At 60.0% G+C, this 18,691-nt stretch carries 13 protein-coding genes; 6 read left to right on the plus strand and 7 right to left on the minus strand.

Translation table 11 applies throughout. The features are described 5' to 3' along the window. Positions 1 to 193 precede the first annotated feature (193 nt). The 3 genes from dnaK (at position 194) to radC (ending at position 4,371) form a co-directional block, all read left to right on the plus strand. A complete protein-coding gene (gene dnaK / locus K3724_RS19925) occupies positions 194 to 2,116 on the plus strand; it encodes a molecular chaperone DnaK (protein ID WP_259988522.1) in 1,923 nt (640 codons plus the stop codon). Positions 2,117 to 2,194: 78 nt separating this feature from the next. After that, positions 2,195 to 3,355 carry a molecular chaperone DnaJ gene (dnaJ, locus tag K3724_RS19930; RefSeq protein WP_027257040.1) on the plus strand — a complete coding sequence of 387 codons (1,161 nt, stop codon included), beginning with the start codon at positions 2,195 to 2,197 and terminating at the stop codon, positions 3,353 to 3,355. A gap of 251 nt (positions 3,356 to 3,606) precedes the next feature. Continuing rightward, entirely contained in the window at positions 3,607 to 4,371 is a 765-nt protein-coding gene (gene radC, locus K3724_RS19935) for a RadC family protein (protein ID WP_259988526.1), read from the plus strand. Between the two features lie 101 nt (positions 4,372 to 4,472). Here radC and K3724_RS19940 read toward each other — a convergent pair whose 3' ends face one another. The 3 genes from K3724_RS19940 to secA all read right to left on the minus strand — a co-directional run bounded on the left by K3724_RS19940 (position 4,473) and on the right by secA (position 9,964). Then, entirely contained in the window at positions 4,473 to 6,026 is a 1,554-nt protein-coding gene (locus K3724_RS19940) for a phosphate ABC transporter substrate-binding/OmpA family protein (RefSeq protein WP_259988528.1), read from the minus strand. A gap of 24 nt (positions 6,027 to 6,050) precedes the next feature. Continuing rightward, the gene (locus K3724_RS19945) at positions 6,051 to 6,953 is read right to left on the minus strand and encodes a hypothetical protein (protein WP_259988530.1); all 903 of its coding nucleotides are present in this window, start codon (positions 6,951 to 6,953) and stop codon (positions 6,051 to 6,053) included. A 308-nt stretch (positions 6,954 to 7,261) separates the two neighbouring features. Then, the gene (gene secA / locus K3724_RS19950) at positions 7,262 to 9,964 is read right to left on the minus strand and encodes a preprotein translocase subunit SecA (RefSeq protein ID WP_259988532.1); all 2,703 of its coding nucleotides are present in this window, start codon (positions 9,962 to 9,964) and stop codon (positions 7,262 to 7,264) included. A 177-nt stretch (positions 9,965 to 10,141) separates the two neighbouring features. Here secA and K3724_RS19955 point away from each other — a divergent pair, with 177 nt between their 5' ends. From K3724_RS19955 to mutT, 3 genes are read left to right on the plus strand one after another with little or no spacing between them, the layout of a single operon-like run. Next, on the plus strand, positions 10,142 to 10,993 hold the full coding sequence (locus tag K3724_RS19955) for a peptidylprolyl isomerase (protein WP_259988534.1): 852 nt from the start codon (positions 10,142 to 10,144) through the stop codon (positions 10,991 to 10,993). 2 nt (positions 10,994 to 10,995) lie between these two features. Further along, positions 10,996 to 12,222 carry a bifunctional glutamate N-acetyltransferase/amino-acid acetyltransferase ArgJ gene (argJ, locus tag K3724_RS19960; RefSeq protein ID WP_259988536.1) on the plus strand — a complete coding sequence of 409 codons (1,227 nt, stop codon included), beginning with the start codon at positions 10,996 to 10,998 and terminating at the stop codon, positions 12,220 to 12,222. Continuing rightward, positions 12,219 to 12,617: an 8-oxo-dGTP diphosphatase MutT gene (gene mutT / locus K3724_RS19965; protein WP_259988538.1), complete on the plus strand. Its 399-nt coding sequence runs from the start codon at positions 12,219 to 12,221 to the stop codon at positions 12,615 to 12,617. Before argJ ends, mutT begins: the two co-directional genes overlap by 4 nt. Positions 12,618 to 13,256: 639 nt before the next feature. On the opposite strand, the gene infB is transcribed toward mutT, so the two are convergent. The 4 genes from infB to rimP are packed head-to-tail and all read right to left on the minus strand — an operon-like array spanning position 13,257 to position 18,611. Continuing rightward, positions 13,257 to 15,749 (minus strand): translation initiation factor IF-2, encoded by a 2,493-nt coding sequence (infB, locus tag K3724_RS19970; RefSeq protein ID WP_259988540.1) that lies wholly within the window; start codon positions 15,747 to 15,749, stop codon positions 13,257 to 13,259. 8 nt (positions 15,750 to 15,757) lie between these two features. Then, positions 15,758 to 16,378: an RNA-binding protein gene (locus K3724_RS19975; RefSeq protein WP_259988542.1), complete on the minus strand. Its 621-nt coding sequence runs from the start codon at positions 16,376 to 16,378 to the stop codon at positions 15,758 to 15,760. Between the two features lie 26 nt (positions 16,379 to 16,404). Then, positions 16,405 to 18,021 carry a transcription termination factor NusA gene (nusA, locus tag K3724_RS19980; RefSeq protein ID WP_259988544.1) on the minus strand — a complete coding sequence of 539 codons (1,617 nt, stop codon included), beginning with the start codon at positions 18,019 to 18,021 and terminating at the stop codon, positions 16,405 to 16,407. Continuing rightward, complete coding sequence (gene rimP, locus K3724_RS19985; RefSeq protein ID WP_134831092.1) at positions 18,021 to 18,611, minus strand: ribosome maturation factor RimP; 591 nt, start codon at positions 18,609 to 18,611, stop codon at positions 18,021 to 18,023. Before rimP ends, nusA begins: the two co-directional genes overlap by 1 nt. Positions 18,612 to 18,691 lie beyond the last annotated feature (80 nt).

Here is an 18,691-nt window from a genome sequence, read left to right on the forward strand (position 1 = left end):
CATGACCCTTGCAAAAAAGCGCATTGATTCACGCATCAACGCGTGTCTGAGCGCTTGCAGGGGCGTTTTCTGCTCCCTATATACGCCGGGACGCGGCAAGGTGCAGACCAAACCGCAACTTCCATCGGGGCCAGGATGCCGCAACGGGTTCAGGCCTCGGGTAATCGCCTTGAGTAGTAAAAAGGGATCGCAAATGAGCAAAGTTATCGGCATTGACCTAGGCACCACCAACTCCTGCGTGGCCATCATGGATGGCTCTCAGCCCCGCGTGATTGAAAACGCCGAGGGTGCACGCACAACCCCGTCGATTGTTGCCTTTACCGACAATGAGCGCCTGGTCGGCCAGCCGGCTAAACGCCAGGCCGTCACCAACCCCGACAACACCGTGTTTGGCGTTAAGCGCCTGATCGGCCGCCGGTTCGACGACGCCGCAGTCGCCAAAGACAAAAAGATGGTGCCGTTTTCCATCGTCAACGGCGGCAACGGCGACGCATGGGTCGAAGCCAAGGGTGAGAAATACTCCCCGTCGCAAATCTCTGCCTTCACCCTGGGGAAGATGAAAGAGACCGCGGAATCCTACCTGGGCGAGGAAGTCACCCAGGCGGTGATCACCGTTCCGGCCTACTTCAACGACGCACAGCGCCAGGCCACCAAAGACGCCGGTAAGATTGCGGGCCTCGAAGTGCTGCGCATCATCAACGAGCCGACCGCGGCTGCGCTGGCTTATGGCCTCGACAAGGAAGAAACCCAAACCATCGCGGTTTATGACCTCGGCGGCGGCACCTTTGATGTGACCATCCTGGAAATCGACGACGGCCTGTTCGAAGTGAAGTCGACCAACGGCGACACATTCCTGGGCGGCGAAGACTTTGACATGCGTATCGTCAATTATCTGGCGGACCAGTTCAAAAAGGAAAACGGTGTCGATCTGTCCAAGGACAAGATGGCCCTGCAGCGCCTGAAAGAGGCCGCAGAGAAAGCCAAGATCGAGCTGTCCTCCACCTCGCAGACCGAGATCAACCAGCCGTTCATCTCGATGGACCCGTCTTCGGGCCAGCCGCTGCACATGGTGATGAAACTGACCCGCGCCAAGCTGGAAAGCCTGGTCAGCGACCTGATCAAACGCTCGATGGATCCTTGCAAGGCAGCCCTCAAAGACGCAGGCCTGTCGGCAAGCGACATTGACGAGGTTGTTCTGGTCGGCGGTATGACCCGCATGCCGCGCGTCATTGAAGAAGTCACCAAGTTCTTCGGCAAAGAACCGCACAAGGGCGTGAACCCGGACGAGGTGGTTGCCATGGGTGCGGCCATCCAGGCCGGCGTTCTGCAGGGCGACGTCAAAGACGTGGTGCTGCTCGACGTGACCCCCCTGTCCCTGGGTATCGAAACCCTGGGCGGTGTCTTCACCCGTCTGATCGACCGTAACACCACCATCCCGACCAAGAAGTCCCAGGTGTTCTCGACCGCGGAAGACAACCAGAACGCCGTGACCATCCGCTGCTTCCAGGGTGAGCGTGAAATGGCCGCCGACAACAAGATGCTCGGCCAGTTCAACCTCGAGGAAATCCCGCCGGCGCCCCGTGGCCTGCCGCAGATCGAAGTGACCTTTGACATCGACGCCAACGGCATCGTGTCTGTCGGCGCCAAGGACAAGGCGACCGGCAAGGAACAGCAGATCACCATCCAGGCATCGGGCGGCCTCTCGGACGACGACATCGAAAAGATGGTTAAGGACGCTGAGGAGAACGCCGAAGCCGATAAGGAACGCCGCGAGCTGATCGAAGCCCGGAACCAGGCCGAAAGCCTGATCCACTCGACCGAAAAAGCCGTGGAAGAGCACACTGATAAGGTCGATCCGTCGACCGTCGAGGTGATCGAACTGGCCATCGCCGCGCTGAAGGATGATCTGGAGAACGAGAAATCGACTGCCGAGAAAATCAAAGCGGGTATCCAGAACGTCACCGAGTCCGCCATGAAGCTGGGTGAAGCAATCTACAAGGCTCAGGCCGAAGCGGACAGCGAAGAAGAGCCGGCCGCCGCGGATGAGGCCGCAAGCCCTGCGAATGACGACATCGTTGACGCGGAATTCGAAGACCTGGACAACGACAAGCGCTAACGCCTGATACGCAGGCCATAGCGGGCCGGTCCGGACCCCGGACCGGCCCATTTTCGTTGAGGCAGATGGGGTTATCCGATGTCAAAACGCGACTATTACGACGTTCTGGGCGTGGCCAAGGGCGCCACCGCAGACGAAATCAAAAAGGGCTTTCGCAAGAAGGCCAAAGAACTGCACCCCGACCGGAATTCCGACAATCCGGACGCCGAATCGCAGTTCAAGGAAGCCAACGAGGCTTATGACGTCCTGAAGGACGCCGAAAAAAAGGCCGCCTATGACCGCTTTGGCCATGCGGCATTTGAAAACGGCATGGGTGGCGGCCAGCGTGGCGGCCAGGGCCAGGGCTTTGGCGGCGGTGATTTCTCCTCCGCCTTCTCCGACGTCTTTGACGATCTGTTCGGCGATTTCATGGGCGGCCAGCGCGGCGGCGGCGGCGGACGGCAGCGGGCTTCCCGCGGTGCCGATCTGCGGTACAATCTGCGGGTCTCGCTCGAGGACGCTTTTGGCGGTCTGCACAAGACCATCAAGGTTCCGACCTCGGTCTCCTGTACCTCTTGCGAAGGCACCGGGGCTGAGGGCGGCGTGGAACCCACCACCTGCCCGACCTGCTCCGGCATGGGTAAAGTCCGCGCGCAGCAGGGTTTCTTCACCGTTGAACGCACCTGTCCGACCTGTTCGGGCCTAGGTCAAATCATCAAGAACCCGTGCAAATCCTGCCATGGCCACGGCAGGGTGGAAAAAGACCGCTCATTGTCGGTGAACATCCCGGCAGGCGTTGAAACTGGCACCCGCATCCGTCTGGCAGGCGAAGGCGAAGCAGGCCTGCGCGGCGGCCCTCCCGGTGATCTCTACATCTTTGTCGAGGTTGCTCCGCACGCCCTGTTCGAACGCGACGGCAACAATCTTTACTGCCGGGTGCCAGTCAGCATGGCCAAGGCAGCCCTTGGCGGCTCCATCGAGGTGCCGACCATCGACGGCGGCCGCGGCCGGGTCCAGATCCCCGAAGGCAGCCAGTCCGGCCGCCAGATGCGTCTGCGCAGCAAGGGTATGCCAGCCCTGCGCGGCGGTGCCACCGGCGACATGTTCATCGAACTGGCGGTGGAAACCCCGGTCAACCTCACTGCCCGCCAGAAAGAGCTTCTGCGCGAGTTTGAGGAAATGTCCGAGGACAACACCAACCCCGAATCCCGCAGCTTCTTTTCTTCGGTGAAGAGCTTTTGGGATGGCATGAAGGGGTGAGCAAGCTCCCTGGAAACGCTCCGGGGGAGCGTTTCGCTTGCGAACGGGCGGAGCCCCGGCGCATTCCCGCAAACGTCACAGAAGAAAGCGCCCCTGCCCGGGGGCGCTTTTCTTTTATCCTCGCTCTGCAGCCCTCTCCCCATGCCGCACCGCGGCGGTGTACAGGGGGTGCACGCCTTTCCCACCCAGTTGCCGCTCCTCTGCGGCGCCCCTTAACACTTCCTCAACCATGATGACGGCACCATGGCGCCATGGCACAGGACCCCTCATTCCAGGACGTCTCCCTGCCGCTGTTCCCCGGCAGCGACGAAACCCCTGCGGCCCCCCTGCCCCAAGGCCGCCTGCCCTCCTACATCAAGGACCACCGCTCCCGCCTACGCGAGCGATTCCTGCAGGGCGGTGCTGCCGCAATGCCGGACTACGAGCTTCTGGAGCTGGTCCTGTTCCGCTCCATTCCGCGCCGCGACGTCAAACCTTTGGCCCGGCAACTGCTTGACACTTTTGGGGATTTCAACCGCGTTGTAACGGCCGCTCCGGAACGGCTGGCCCAGGTCAGGGGCATCGGCGATGCGGTGATCACCGACCTTAAGGTGCTGGAGGCCGCAGCCCACCGCATGGCCCGCGCCCGGGTGATGCAGCGCCAGGTGATCTCCAGCTGGGACGCGCTTCTGGACTACTGCCATACCACCATGGCGCACCGCGAAACCGAACAATTCCGTATCCTGTTCCTGGATCGCAAAAACGTGCTGATCGCCGACGAAGAACAGGCGCGAGGCACCGTCGACCATGTCCCGGTTTACCCCCGGGAAGTCGCCAAGCGGGCTCTCGAGATCAACGCTAGTGCTTTGATTTTAGTTCATAACCACCCATCCGGCGACCCAACGCCTTCGGACAGCGACCTCAGCATGACTGATCAGATCCAGGCCGCCCTGACCGCCCTTGGCATAACCCTGCACGACCACTTGATTATCGGAAAATCCACTGAACTCAGCTTCCGCGCCCGCGGACTTCTCTAGCACTGCCGCAGCGCGCGCCAGCGCGGTGCCCGGCCCAAGGATTTACAGGGCATCTCTGAGGCCGTGTCAAATGCACGGGAGCCCGCCCGCCGCCCCGGCACTTAGCGCACCCAGACCTCAACCCGGCGGTTGATCTGCCGCCCCCATTCGCTGTCGTCACAGGCCATCGGCAAGGCCTCGCCGAAGCCATGTGTGCTGATCTGCACCCGGGTTGCATCTGCCGTCTCTGCTGCTTTGATCACCGCATCCCGAACCGCACCTGCCCGCTTCAAAGCAATCCGCCGATTGCCTTCAGATGGCCCGACCCCATCGGAAAACCCAGCAAAAACAATTTCTTTTCCGTCGAACTCTCCTGCCTCCAGCGCGCGGGCCAGCTGCTCGACGTTGCTGCGGGACTGCGCATCAGGGCGCGCCGACCCAGGTTCGAACCGGAACGAGATGGTCAACCGCCGCATGTCGCCCAACAGGGTCACCAGCCGCTGAAGTTCCTCCAGTCCGGATTTTTCCTTTGAAGCCAGAATCGCATTTGCCAGGCGGCGGCCCTGGCGGCTGACCGGGATCCGTTCCGGCGCCTGATCGACAAATCCTGCCCGGCGAATAACTGCCTGCGCCGCAGGCCCCCGCACATAAACCAGGAAATCCCGCGCAATTTTGGGCAGGCGGCGGGCCGGCAGGTAAAGGAACATGGGAACCGTCAGCGGGTAGTCTTCAGTCTTTACTGCCCGGCGGCTGGCCTGCAAAGAGAACCCGCAAGGGCCCGTCAATGTCAGCACACGCGCCGCGCCTTTCTCGGCAAAGCTGGCGATACCTATGGCAAAGGGATCGACGAGAACCCGGCGGGCAACTGTACTGCTGCGGTCATGGCGCCGGATTCGTGTTGAGAACCCAGCCCCAAAAGGCACCATCAGTCGATCCTCCACCGCCTGGGCGAGGCCGGAACCGGAAACCGGCATATGCAGCGAAATCGGGGCATCAGGACCGCCAATCGTTTGCCAGTTAGTGATCTGACCGGAAAATATCCCAGCAAGCTGCGGCAAGGAAATCTCGCGCACCGGGTTGCTGGGCGCCACCACCGGCACAAAGGCGTCCAACGCGAGAACACGGCTACGGCCCGGCCCGGTCAGATCACCCAGTCCTGCGGCACGGGCGGCCTTTTGTTCAAGCGGACGGATCTCCCGCAGTGCCATCGTCACATCCGCCTCATCCGCAATAAGAGCCGCAAACCCGCCATCCGTATTGCTTGCCAGGAAAGTGAAGCGTGCGGCCGGCTTTTGCCCGCGCAGCAGGACATGGCTGAAATTCCCGTCGGGCAATGCCTCCAAGTGAGTCTGATAGCCATTACGCAGGGCAAAGCCTTCAATCAGCGCAGGCATCAGAACTTCAGACATGGCTGAAGAACCAGCCAAAGTGATCTCCGAAACAAATCCGGACAGACTGGGGCAGCCTGGCCCATCGCACGCAACGCCTGAACCATCGACGGTGAGTTCGCCGAACTGCGTCTGTACCCGATAAAACTCGCCGTCGAATCCCAGCAGCGTGCCAGTGATTTCAACTGCGCCATCCGGGGAAGACAGGGTGACGTCCTGAGCAGCAAGGCCGCGCGCAAAGACTGCCAGAAAAAGTGCGGCGCAAATGGCCGCACGAAAGAAGGTCATATGGATACCTGAAGTTACCGCAAATCAGTTGGATGCGATTTTCAAGTCTTCTACCAGATTATTCAACACCAGAAAGCTGCCTGTTGCATCGCAATCCGGCATTGCCATCACCAAATCCCGGCTTGTGAGCTGTCCACCGCGCAATTGCAGCGCCTGGGCGGAAACATCCCTGCCGCAATTGCCGGCCGTCACTTCGGCCTCAGCAGTCAGGGACACGGTACCGGACTCGCTTGTGTCACTTGGCAGGCTGTAAACCTCGGCAATGCGCGGTGCCAATTGGCTGTCATCACCCAATCGCACGACCTGCCCAGCCCCGGCCGCGCCGTGCCAGACATGGCCAGCGCTGCCATAAGCGGCGCCGAACTCGCGGGCATGGATTTCGAAGCCGCTGTTACCGGTCCATTGAAGAACAATCCGCTCAACAGTTTCAAGGCCGTCTACCTCCGCGACGGCGACAGCTCCGCTGCCGCCTGAAGTCTCTGCGATGAAGACCGCTGTTCGGGTCAATGCCGGCACCAATGTGCTGAACCGTCCTGAGTGGTCCAGCGCAGCCGTAAAGGTCATGCCGCTGTGATGCACAGTTAAGCGCTCGTTTGGCCTGCAGGTTGCCTCAACAAAGAGATTAACCATCGCCATCGGGGCAGCTTCAGCCTTGGCCGTCATCTGGCAGGACGCTCTGTAATCGGGTTCTGCTGGCTCGCTGCCCGCTTTCAACGCAATTGCAGCAGGCGGCGCTGACGTCAGGGTGATCTTTTCGATCTGCAGCTGAGCAGCTTCGGGTTCCCCTGGCAATTCGGGATCAGCCGCCGCAGTCCGGCCGGCCATGCCGATCACCAAGCCCGGGCCAGACGCCTGCATATAGAATCCGATGCCCAAGGCACAAGCCAGCGTCATCGCGCTTGTCAGCATCACCTGTTTGCTTAGCATTGGATCCTCCAGAACCAGTTTGGTTAAGGAAGCATGTCTGCAAATGCCGGCCAGTTTGTGGCCCCCAGCAGGAGAGATTCCGGCAAATACGGCAATCACGCCATCTTTGTTGCGTGTCCGGAAACAAATCCGATTATACGCCCCGTGCCCTGGAAGCTCCAAAGGCCCTTGGCGGCCTAGCGCGCTGCGCACTGCGCCACGCCCAACGGAAGCAGTCTTTGCCAAAAGACCGGCGACGGGCGGGAGATCATCCACGCACCGCCGGACGCAAGGTTGGAAAACTGGATCCTGCGTGCTTCTTCCGGATATCAGGTAAGGCTGCCGTGGCAGTGCTTGAACTTCTTACCCGACCCGCAAGGGCATTTGTCATTGCGTGAGGGGTTGCCCCAGGTCGCCGGATCCTCCTCCACGAAACCCGGTGCCGGGGCTTCTGCCGGAGCTTCGGCAGCGGTCGGCTGCGGGACTGCCATTTGCTGCATTGCAGCCTGGCGGGCAGCCATTTCCTTCAGCATCTGCTGCTGCTCATCCTCAGTCATTGGACGCACGCGGCCAAGCTGCTGGGACACTTCTTCACGCAAGGAATCGAGCATGCTTTCAAACAACTGAAAGCTTTCGTTCTTGTATTCATTGAGCGGATCACGCTGCGCATAGCCGCGGAAACCCACCACCGAGCGCAGATGCTCCAGCGTCAGCAGATGCTCGCGCCAATTCTTGTCTATGGTCTGCAGCAGAACCTGTTTTTCGATGTTGCGCATGTTTTCCGGGCCAAAGGCCGCGGCTTTTTCCGCCATCATCTCATCAGAAGCCTGGACCAGACGTTCCCGGATCTGCTCGTCATCGACGCCTTCCTCGGCGGCCCACTCCGCCACCGGCGCGTCAATGCTCAGCATCTCGCGGACCTGCTCCTGCAGGCCTGCTGTGTCCCACTGATCGGCGTAGGTCTTGGGCGGCATGTGGGTGTCGAGCAGATCGTCGATCACCTCGTGGCGCATATCATCGACAATCTCGGACAGATCCTCGGCGGCCATAATTTCGCGGCGCTGATTGAAGATCACCTTGCGCTGATCGTTCATCACATCGTCGAACTTCAGAACGTTTTTGCGCATGTCGAAGTTGCGGCCTTCGACCTTGGCCTGCGCGCGTTCCAGCGATTTATTCACCCAAGGGTGAATGATCGCTTCGCCTTCCTTCATGCCCAGCGATGACAGCAGTTTGTCCAGCCGCTCCGAGCCGAAAATGCGCATCAGGTCGTCTTCAAGGCTGAGATAGAACCGGGTCCGGCCCGGATCGCCCTGACGGCCAGAACGGCCGCGCAGCTGGTTGTCGATGCGGCGGCTTTCGTGGCGTTCGGAAGCCATCACAAACAACCCGCCTGCGTCCAGCACCTTCTGCTTTTCCTCGGCGTGTTTGGCTTCTTCGGCGGCACGCAATTCTGCGGGATCAGCCTCCGGATTTTGCTCCAGCACTTCCAGCACTTTCATCTCGACGTTGCCGCCGAGCTGAATATCGGTGCCGCGGCCGGCCATGTTGGTGGCAATGGTCACCGCGCCATAACGGCCGGCATCAGCAACGATCTGCGCTTCCTGCTCATGGTGGCGGGCGTTCAGAACGTTGTGCGGGATGCTGTCCTGCTGCAGCATCTGGCTCAGCAGTTCGGATTTCTCGATCGAGGTCGTTCCCAGCAGAACCGGCTGGCCCTTTGCGTGCGCGACCTTGGCTTCCTTGATCATCGCCTCATATTTTTCACGGGCAGTGCGGTAAACCTGATCGTCCTCATCCACCCGCGCAATCGGGCGGTTGGTCGGCACTTCAACCACACCCAGGCTGTAGATCTCGGCGAACTCATCAGCCTCGGTCATCGCGGTGCCGGTCATGCCCGAGAGCTTGTCATAAAGCCGGAAGTAATTTTGGAAAGTCACCGAGGCCAGGGTGGTATTCTCCGGCTCGATGTTGACCTCTTCCTTGGCCTCAATGGCCTGGTGCAATCCTTCGGACAGGCGGCGGCCCGGCATCATACGGCCAGTGAATTCATCGATCAGAACAACTTCGCCATTGCGGACGATATAATCCTTGTCCCGCTGGAACAGCTTGTGCGCACGCAGGGCCTGGTTCACGTGGTGGACAACAGTGGTGCTTTCCGGATCGTAGAGCGAGGCATCCTCTTCCAGCAGACCGTGCTCACGCAGCGTCTGCTCCAGGTATTCATTGCCGTCCTCAGTAAAAGTCACACCACGGGTTTTCTCGTCGATCTCATAGTGTTCTTCCGACAATAGCGGGATCACTTTGTCGATAGTCGAATAGAGTTCGGACCTGTCCTCGGCCGGGCCGGAGATGATCAGCGGGGTACGGGCCTCGTCGATCAGGATCGAGTCAACCTCATCGACGATGGCAAAATTGTGCTGCTTCTGGAACACTTGGTCCAGAGACGGTTTCATGTTGTCGCGCAGATAGTCGAAACCCAGTTCGTTGTTGGTGGTATAGGTGACGTCGCTGTCATAGGCGGCCATCTTCTCGGCGTCGGCTTGCCCCGACCAGATCACGCCGGTGGTCATGCCCAGCTGGGCAAACACCTTGCCCATCCATTCACTATCCCGCGTGGCCAGGTATTCGTTCACCGTTACCACATGCACGCCCTTGCCGGTCAGCGCATTCAGATAAGCCGGAAAGGTCGCCACCAGGGTTTTGCCCTCGCCGGTCTTCATCTCGGAAATGTTACCCTGATGCAGGAAAATACCGCCCATCAGCTGGGTATCAAAAGCCCGCAGACCCAGCGCCCGTTTGGCCGCTTCACGCACGTTGGCAAAAGCTTCGGGCAGCAGCGCATCCAGGCTTTCACCGCCCAATGCGCGCTTGCGCAGCTCCTCAGTCTTGTCCTTCAGCCCGTCATCGCTAAGCTTCGCGAACATATCCTCCAGCGCGTTGATCTGTGCAATCAGCGGCCGTGTCGCCTTGATTTTACGGTCATTCGGCGTGCCGAAAACCTTTTTGGCGAGTGTTCCGAAACCCAGCATGTCTTCTCCAGCGATCCTATGTCCGGCCTTTGCATCGGGCAGGCTTGCCCGCCGTGTCCGCAACCCATAAACAATGGTGGAAAGACGGTCCTGCCAATGGCCTCAAGGCGATGTAAGCGGCAGGGTATAGAGTGTCAACGGCAGGCCCCTATGCGGCCTAGGAATAGGAAGGTTTCAATGCGTAAAGGTCTCACTTTTCTGCGTGGCGTGGCGGTGGCAGCCTGTGCTGCGCTGCCGCTGACCGCAGCTGCTGCGCCTCATGCCAACACGGTTGTTGCCTCGGTCAATGGTGAAGAAATCACCATCGGCCATATGGTCATGGCCCGCGAAAACTTGCCCGACCAGTACAAACAGCTGCCTGATGACGTGCTCTACAATGCCATCCTGGATCAGCTGGTTCAGCAAACTGCACTGAAACAGCAGTTGCACGGCGAAGTGCCTCGCTACGTGCAGCTGTCCGTTGAAAACGAAGAGCGCGCCATGCTGGCCGCAAACGTGATCGATATGATCATGGAAAAGGCCAGCGGCGAGGATGCGCTGCGCGCCGCCTATGACGGAAAGTATTCTTCCGGTGACGGCGGAGACGAGTTTCATGCCGCCCATATCCTCGTCGAAAGTGAAGAGGACGCACAGGACGTCAAAAAGGAGCTGGACGCCGGCGCCGATTTCGCCACGCTTGCCAAGGAAAAGTCCACCGGCCCCTCCGGTCCCAGCGGCGGCGATCTGGGCTGGTTCACCACAGGCCGCATGGTGCCGGAGTTCGAAGATGCTGTTCTGAAGCTTCATTCGGGCGAAATTTCAGGACCCGTGAAAACCCAGTTCGGCTGGCATGTGATCCTGCTGCGCGAGCGCCGCAAGACCGAAGCCCCCGAGTTTGAAGAAGTGCGGGCACAGCTGGCCGAGGAATTGCGCCAAAAGGCAGTGGAAGAGAGCGTGAATGAACTGACCGCGTCCGCCGAAATCGAACGGTCCGAGATTGAGGATCTGAATCCGGCAATTCTCAAAGACCTTAGCCTGGTAAGGAACTGATCATGGCTGCCCCCATGCCTGTCTCGCCGCTGGCACCTGCCAGCTTCCCCGATCTTCCGGTGATCAAGGGCGTGCGTTTTGCATCAGCCGCGGCCGGGGTCAAGTATCAGGGCCGGACCGATGTGATGCTGGCAGTGATGGACCCGGGCACTGCGGTTGCTGGGGTTTTCACCCGCTCCAAGACCCGTTCTGCCCCGGTTCTGGACTGCCAAGCCAAGCTGGGAAGCAATGCTGATGCCGGTGCGGCAATACTGGTGAACTCCGGCAATTCCAATGCCTTCACCGGTCATTTCGGGCAAAGCTCGGTTGCGGAAATCACCACTGCAGTTGCGAAGGCAACCGGCCTGCCTTCCACGCGTGTTTTTACTGCCTCCACCGGCGTCATTGGCGAGCCGCTGCCGCATGACCGGATTGTCGCGAAAGTCAGCGAACTGAACGATGCCTTGGATGAAGGCTCGCTGGAAGGTGCCGCCCAGGCGATCATGACCACCGACACCTTTGCCAAAGGCGCCAGCGCCACGGTGGGGATCGGAGGCAAGACAGTCAAGATCGCCGGCATCGCCAAGGGTTCAGGCATGATTGCGCCGGATATGGCAACCATGCTGGTCTACATCTTCACCGATGCGAAAGTCGGGCAAGCTGACTTGCAGGAACAGCTGGCCGGTATTTGCGACCGGACTTTCAACTGCATCACCGTGGACAGCGACACCTCGACTTCCGACAGCCTGATGCTGTGCGCCACCGGCGCTTCGGGCGTCGACGCGACTGGAAACGCGGAGTTTGCGGCAGGCCTGGAGCGGGTAATGCTTGACCTGTCACACCAGGTGGTGCGCGATGGCGAGGGCGCGACCAAATTTGTGGAAATCCAGGTGACGGGCGCGGCTTCGGATGCGGATGCAAAGGTGCATGGTCTAGCTATCGCCAACTCGCCGCTGGTGAAAACCGCAATTGCGGGCGAGGACCCGAACTGGGGCCGCGTGGTAATGGCGATCGGTAAATCCGGCGCGGCTGCCGACCGGGACTTGCTGTCGATCTCATTTGGCAATGTGCTAGTGGCCGAAAAGGGCTGGGTCGCACCGGACTACAAAGAAGATCTGGGCGCTGCAGAGATGAAGAAACAAGAGATCACCATCAAAGTAGGCTTGGGACTGGGCGCGGGCAAAGCCACGGTTTGGACCTGTGATCTGACCCATCAGTATATCTCGATCAACGCGGATTACCGGTCATGAAGGTGATCCTTGTTTCCGCAGTTGCGCTGATCGACGTGGATGGGCGCGTGCTGCTGGCGCAGCGCCCCGAAGGTAAATCCATGGCCGGCCTGTGGGAGTTCCCTGGCGGCAAGATCGAACCAGGCGAAACACCCGAGGCAGCATTGATCCGTGAGTTACAGGAGGAGCTAGGCATTGACACCTGGGCGTCCTGCCTGGCACCGCTGACCTTCGCCAGCCACTCCTACGAGGATTTCCACCTGCTGATGCCGCTTTTTGCCTGCCGTAAGTGGGAGGGCGTCCCGCAGGCCAATGAGGGGCAAACCCTGAAATGGGTGCGGCCGCAGGATTTGCGGGACTATCCAATGCCGCCCGCCGATATCCCGCTAATCCCGATTCTGCGGGACTGGCTGTAATGTACATGGAGCCGCAATGCAGCGGTTTCATGCTTTCCCAATGGTGAATTTTGCCGTTTTACCGGGGCTTTAGCTCCCCGGACCGGTGCCTGTGAACCCTTTGTTAATCATTCTCTATAAGCATCAGGTACGAAGAATTTGACTACCCGAAGTTCCAATTGGGCAGGAGAAGACCATGCTAAGGACAATCACAGTTGGCAGTTTTTCGCTGGTTCAGGGCATTTTCATAAGGACACTCCCTGACGGGAAAATCGCGGTGCGGGTTGGTAAAAGAACCTATGAAGGCCGCCCGGTGCCGCCTGTTGCCTGAACCATCACTCATTACGCATGTCAGGCAAGAAATGGGGTTGCAGACAACACTGCCCCATTTTTGGACCCGTAAGGCCGAGGCAAATTGACAAAATTTTGCTTTGCGGGCTGGTCTGTCCCATTTCCACTCTGTCGTTCCGCCAATTCGCCATCTGTTTTGCGCCCTCAGCACATTCAGAATGAACCTCGTGGACGGCGCATTCAGCATCAACGACAGGGTCGCTTTCAATTGCGCTTTGGCCCTTGCGGCACGTGACAATGGAACCGCCCAAAGAAACAGGCCCCGGCAATGGTGCCAGGGCCCGCTTTTCAATTTAGATTTAGCAACGATCAATCAAGGGTCCGGGTGACTTCTTCGCGTTCGAAGATCTCAATCACGTCGTTCGGACGGACATCATCGTAGTTTTCAAACGCCATACCGCATTCCTGACCAGACTGAACTTCGGACACTTCGTCCTTGAAACGCTTCAGTGTCTTCAGCGTGCCTTCGTGGATTACCACGTTGTCGCGCAGCAGGCGGACACCTGCCGAACGGCGGGCAATGCCTTCGGTGACCAGACAGCCGGCAACCTTGCCAACACCGGTAACCTTGAAGACTTCCTTGATCTGCGCATAGCCGATGAAGTTTTCGCGGATCTCGGCAGACAGCAGGCCGGAGGCCGCCGCTTTCACGTCATCCACCAAGTCGTAGATCACTGAATAATACCGGATCTCGACGCTCTTCTGATTGGCGGTGTTGCGGGCGGAAGCATTGGCACGGACGTTGAAGCCCATGATCGGCGCACCGGAGGCTTCGGCGAGGCCGACATCAGTTTCGGTGATCGCACCGACGCCCGAGTGCAGCACGCGCACGCGCACCTCGTCGTTGCCGATCTTTTCCATCGCCTGAACGATGGCTTCGGCGGAACCTTGCACGTCAGCTTTGACCAGGATCGGCAGCTCGGAGACATTTTCGTCGTCCTTGGCCTTCTGCATCAGCTGTTCCAGCGTGGTCGCAGCACCGGCAGCGGCGCGCTTATCCTTGGCGGCCTGCTCACGGTATTCTGCGATCTCGCGCGCCTGTGCTTCGGTGTCTGTCACGTTCAGCACGTCGCCTGCTTCCGGGGTGCCGTTGAGGCCAAGAACCTCGACAGGAACCGAAGGACCGGCTTCCTGAACGCGCTCGCCCTTGTCGTTGATCAACGCACGGACCTTGCCGTATTGCTCACCCACAACAAAGATGTCGCCCTGGCGCAGGGTCCCGGTCTGAACCAGAACAGTTGCCACGGGCCCGCGGCCCACATCCAGCTGTGCCTCGATCACGGCACCCTGGGCGGCGCGGTCGGGGTTGGCCTTAAGTTCCAGAATTTCCGATTGCAGTGCAATGGCTTCCAGCAGCTCGTCCAAGCCCTGGCCGGTTACCGCGGAAACTTCAACGTCTTGCACGTCGCCGGACATCGCTTCCACAACCACTTCGTGCTGCAGCAAGTCGGTACGGACCTTTGTCGGGTCAGCGGCCGGTTTGTCGATCTTGTTGATCGCCACGATCATCGGAACCTGCGCCGCCTTGGCGTGGTTGATGGCTTCGATGGTCTGCGGCATCACCGCGTCATCTGCAGCAACAACCAGAACCACGATATCCGTCACCTGAGCGCCGCGCGAACGCATCGAGGTAAAGGCCGCATGGCCAGGCGTATCCAGGAAGCTCAGCACGGTGCCGCTTTCGGTTTTCACCTGATACGCGCCGATGTGCTGGGTAATGCCGCCGGCTTCGCCAGCCACAACACGGGCATCCCGGATGGCATCAAGCAGCGAAGTTTTCCCGTGGTCAACGTGGCCCATGATTGTGATGACCGGCGGACGCGGTTTCAGATCGTCGTCCTTGTCCTCGATCTCTTTGATCACGTCTTCGACGTCAGAGGCGGACACCCGGACCACTTTATGGCCGAATTCTTCGATGATCAGTTCAGCGGTATCGCCGTCGATGGTCTGGTTCTGCGTGACCATCATGCCCATGTTCATCAGCGATTTGACAACTTCGCCAACGCGCTCCGCCATCCGGTTGGCCAGTTCCGAAACCACAATCGCTTCAGGCAGCTGAACGTCGCGGATGACCTTTTCACGCTCGACCTGGCCGCCCATGGCTTTTTGCCGGGCACGCTCTTGCTTACGCTTCATCGACGCCATCGACCGGTGGCGATTGCCGCCGCCGCCAGTGGCCTGGCCCAATGTCAGCTTGCCCGAGCGGCGGCCATCATCCTGGCCCTTGCCGCGGTTCTGACGCTGTTCGCGTTCACGGTCTGCTTTACGCGGGGCGGCAGCAGGTGCGGGTTTGTTCGGCGCCGGGCGGGCCGCTCTGGGCGTATCCGCAGCAGGAGCGGGAGCAGCGGCTGCAGCAGCGGCGCGTTCTTTTGCCACTTCAGCTTCACGCTTCTTGCGCTCTTCTTCTTCTTGCTTGGCCTTGGCACGTTCTTCGGCTTCCCGCTGCTCGCGCTCCTTGGCTTCCGCTTCGGCGCGGCGGCGGTTGCGATCTTCTTCGCGCGCTTTTTCGTCCGCGGCCCGGGCGGCCGCTTCTTCGACCTCGCGCGCTTTGGCAGCCTGCAGCGCCTTCAGGCGGCGCTCCATCTCAGCGTCACTGATGCCGGCAGGCCGGCGCGATCCGGATGTGGAAGGCGCAGCGCCGCCGCCGCCCTTGGCCGCACCCGGCTTGGGAACCACAACGCGCTTGCGCTTGGTTTCCACTACGACATTCTTGGTCCGTCCATGGCTGAAACTCTGTTTCACGTTCCCCGGACGGGAACCCCCACGCAGACCCAGTGTCTTTTTGCCGTCACTATCGCTCATAAAGCTTCTTATCCTTCCGTGCGGCCGTCGCCGCCCACCATTTCGCGCAAACCTTGCAGTCGTTGCGCCTCATCTACAACACGTTTGCTGAGTCCGCCAGAGGCGAGGGCGGCATGTATTGCAGTTTGGCGCCCAAATGCCATTCCCAGCTCGTCCGCCGTGAGGCAGCCGATGAATTTGCCCTTGTAGGGGGTGCTCAGCTTCGACTTTCCGCGGCCAGACCCGTCGGACGCCTGGATCAGCACCCGGGCATCCTCTTTGTAAAGCCAGTCTTTCACCCGCTCAAAACCGGACACCGCATCACCCGATTTACGCGCCAGGCTGATCAGTTCAATAAGCCGGCGGACAACCTGCCGCTCAACTTCCTGAACCAATTCGTCCGGCACCTGGACCTGGGCCTTGAAGCCGCGGGCAAACAGCTTCTTCTTGACCGCGGTTTCCAATGCGGCCCGGCTGGAGGCCACATAGACACCACGGCCGGGCAGTTTGCCCATCACATCAGGCACAACTTGCCCGTCAGGACCCATCACAAAACGGATGAGGCCCTGTTTGGGCTGGATCTCGCCGGTTGCGATGCATTTACGCTCGCTATCGTCGGTCCGGTCTTTTGTGGCGCCGCCGCGTGTCATGCAGTTCTCCTCTGCAAAGCCTGAATTCAGGCTTCGCCTTCCTCTTCGCCAGTGTCTTCGTCTTCTGCCGCGTCTTCTTCCAGTTCAGCCGGATCAACCCAGCCCAGCATGATGCGGGCAGTCATCACCATGTCCTGCGCCTGTTCGAGCGTCATACCGAAAGGTTCCAGGATACCATCATCCTTGACCCGTTCGCCGCCATCGTTGGTCCAGCCGCCGGCCAGTTCCCAGTCCGCACAAGTGGCGAAATCTTCCAGCGACTTTACGTCGTCCTTGGCCAGTGCCTCTACCATCTGCGGGGTCAGGCCCTCGAACTGAATCAGGCTGTCTTCGGCGCCCAGTTCGCGAGCCGCATCCAAGGCCGCCTTGGCCTTGGCCTCCAGGTAGTCGCGGGCACGGGCCTGCAATTCCCCGGCGGTGCTTTCGTCAACACCGTCGATGACCAGCAGCTCGTCGAGCTCGACATAGGCGACTTCTTCGAGATTGGTAAAGCCCTCGGAAACCAGCAGCTGGGCAAAGAACTCATCCAGATCCAAGGTTTCCATGAACAGCTTGGTGCGCGCCTCGAATTCCTTCTGGCGGCGGGCCGATTCTTCTTCCTCGGTCATGATATCGATGTCGAGGTTGGTCAGCTGCGACGCAAGGCGCACGTTCTGGCCGCGGCGGCCAATGGCCAGGCTCAGCTGTTCTTCAGGCACGACAACTTCGATCTTGCCGGCTTCTTCATCCAGCACAACCTTGGTCACTTCGGCCGGCTGCAGCGCGTTCACCAGGAAGGTCGGCTGGTCTTCGTTCCACGGGATGATGTCGATTTTCTCGCCCTGCAGCTCGTTCACCACGGCCTGCACGCGGGAGCCGCGCATACCAACACAGGCACCGACCGGGTCGATCGAATTGTCATAAGAGATAACCGCGATCTTGGCGCGCGAACCGGGATCACGGGCAACCGCCTTGATATCGATGATGCCGTCATAGATTTCCGGCACTTCCATCTTGAACAGCTCGGCCATGAATTCCGGCGCGGTGCGTGACAGGAAAATCTGCGGGCCGCGCGGCTCGCGGCGCACGTCCTTGATGTAGCAGCGCACACGGTCGTTCGGGCGATAGCTTTCGCGGCCGATTTTTTCATTGCGGCGCAGGATTGCTTCGCCAGCGCCCACATCGACGATGACGTTGCCGTATTCCTCGCGCTTGACCAGACCGTTGATGATGGTGCCGGCGCGGTCTTTGAATTCTTCGAACTGGCGGTCACGCTCTGCTTCGCGGACCTTCTGCAGAATCACCTGCTTGGCGGACTGGGCGGCGATCCGGCCCATTTCAACCGGCGGCACTTCCTCGACATAGGTCTGGCCCACTTCAGGATTCGCCATGTACTGGCGGGCCTGGTCGACGGTCAGCTCAGCCTGATAGTTTTCCAGCTCTTCATCCGCCACGACAGTGCGCACGCGGGTGAATTTCGCCCGGCCGGTCTTGCGGTCAATCGATACGCGAATGTCCATTTCGGCGCCGTAGCGGCTTTTGGCCGCACGGGCGAGGCTCTCTTCCATCGCCTCGATGACCAGACCGGGGTCGATCATCTTTTCGCGCGCCACGGCCTCGGCGGTTTGCAACAGCTCCAGCTGGTTTGCAGAGGTGATAGCCATTACTTGTTCTCCTCTTCGGACTCTTCGGTCTCGATTTCGTCGAATGCGTCTTCGTTGAGCGTGCCGGCCTCTTTGCGCTGGCGCAGCATTTCCTTGATCAGATCATCGGTCAGAACCAGCTTGGCATCGCTCAGCCAGTCAAATTTCAAACCAATGGTCATGGTTTCGCCCTGATCTTCAATGTTGATCAGGACTTCGTCTTCCTCGGTGCCCGCCAGCTCGCCCTTAAAGCGGCGGCGGCCGCCGACCAGCTCGTCGGTTTCGAGCTTGGCCTCATAGCCCTCGAACATATCAAAATCTTTCAGCCGGGTCAGCGGCCGGTCGATGCCGGGGCTCGACACTTCCAGCGCATAGGCGTCGAGGATCGGATCCTCAACGTCCAGTGCCGCGCTGACCGCATTCGAGATCACGGCGCAATCATCCACCTCGATGCCGCCATCCGGCTTGTCAGCCATGATTTGCAATGTGGTCGCCTTACCAGACATCAGCCGGATCCGCACCAGCTCATAACCCAGATCCTCAATCACCGGGATGATGATCTCGGCCAGACGCCGGTCGATGGCAGCTTTGGCAATCAGGTCGTTGGTCATCAGACCTCCACTTGGGGCTTGCAGGCGATGGCCTGCGGGCACAAAAAAACGGGCGCGCGGCCCGTTGAAATTCCCGGTGG

It is taken from the genome of Leisingera sp. M658, from assembly GCF_025144145.1.
Classification (GTDB): Bacteria; Pseudomonadota; Alphaproteobacteria; order Rhodobacterales; family Rhodobacteraceae; genus Leisingera.

Bases quoted from the DNA above. Each gene is read 5' to 3' on its own strand.
- dnaK (WP_259988522.1), top strand. From the start codon at position 194: ATGAGCAAAGTTATCGGCATTGACCTAGGCACCACCAACTCCTGCGTG.
- dnaJ (WP_027257040.1), top strand. From the start codon at position 2,195: ATGTCAAAACGCGACTATTACGACGTTCTGGGCGTGGCCAAGGGCGCC.
- radC (WP_259988526.1), top strand. From the start codon at position 3,607: ATGGCACAGGACCCCTCATTCCAGGACGTCTCCCTGCCGCTGTTCCCC.
- K3724_RS19940 (WP_259988528.1), bottom strand. From the start codon at position 6,026: ATGACCTTCTTTCGTGCGGCCATTTGCGCCGCACTTTTTCTGGCAGTC.
- K3724_RS19945 (WP_259988530.1), bottom strand. From the start codon at position 6,953: ATGCTAAGCAAACAGGTGATGCTGACAAGCGCGATGACGCTGGCTTGT.
- secA (WP_259988532.1), bottom strand. From the start codon at position 9,964: ATGCTGGGTTTCGGAACACTCGCCAAAAAGGTTTTCGGCACGCCGAAT.
- K3724_RS19955 (WP_259988534.1), top strand. From the start codon at position 10,142: ATGCGTAAAGGTCTCACTTTTCTGCGTGGCGTGGCGGTGGCAGCCTGT.
- argJ (WP_259988536.1), top strand. From the start codon at position 10,996: ATGGCTGCCCCCATGCCTGTCTCGCCGCTGGCACCTGCCAGCTTCCCC.
- mutT (WP_259988538.1), top strand. From the start codon at position 12,219: ATGAAGGTGATCCTTGTTTCCGCAGTTGCGCTGATCGACGTGGATGGG.
- infB (WP_259988540.1), bottom strand. From the start codon at position 15,749: ATGAGCGATAGTGACGGCAAAAAGACACTGGGTCTGCGTGGGGGTTCC.
- K3724_RS19975 (WP_259988542.1), bottom strand. From the start codon at position 16,378: ATGACACGCGGCGGCGCCACAAAAGACCGGACCGACGATAGCGAGCGT.
- nusA (WP_259988544.1), bottom strand. From the start codon at position 18,021: ATGGCTATCACCTCTGCAAACCAGCTGGAGCTGTTGCAAACCGCCGAG.
- rimP (WP_134831092.1), bottom strand. From the start codon at position 18,611: ATGACCAACGACCTGATTGCCAAAGCTGCCATCGACCGGCGTCTGGCC.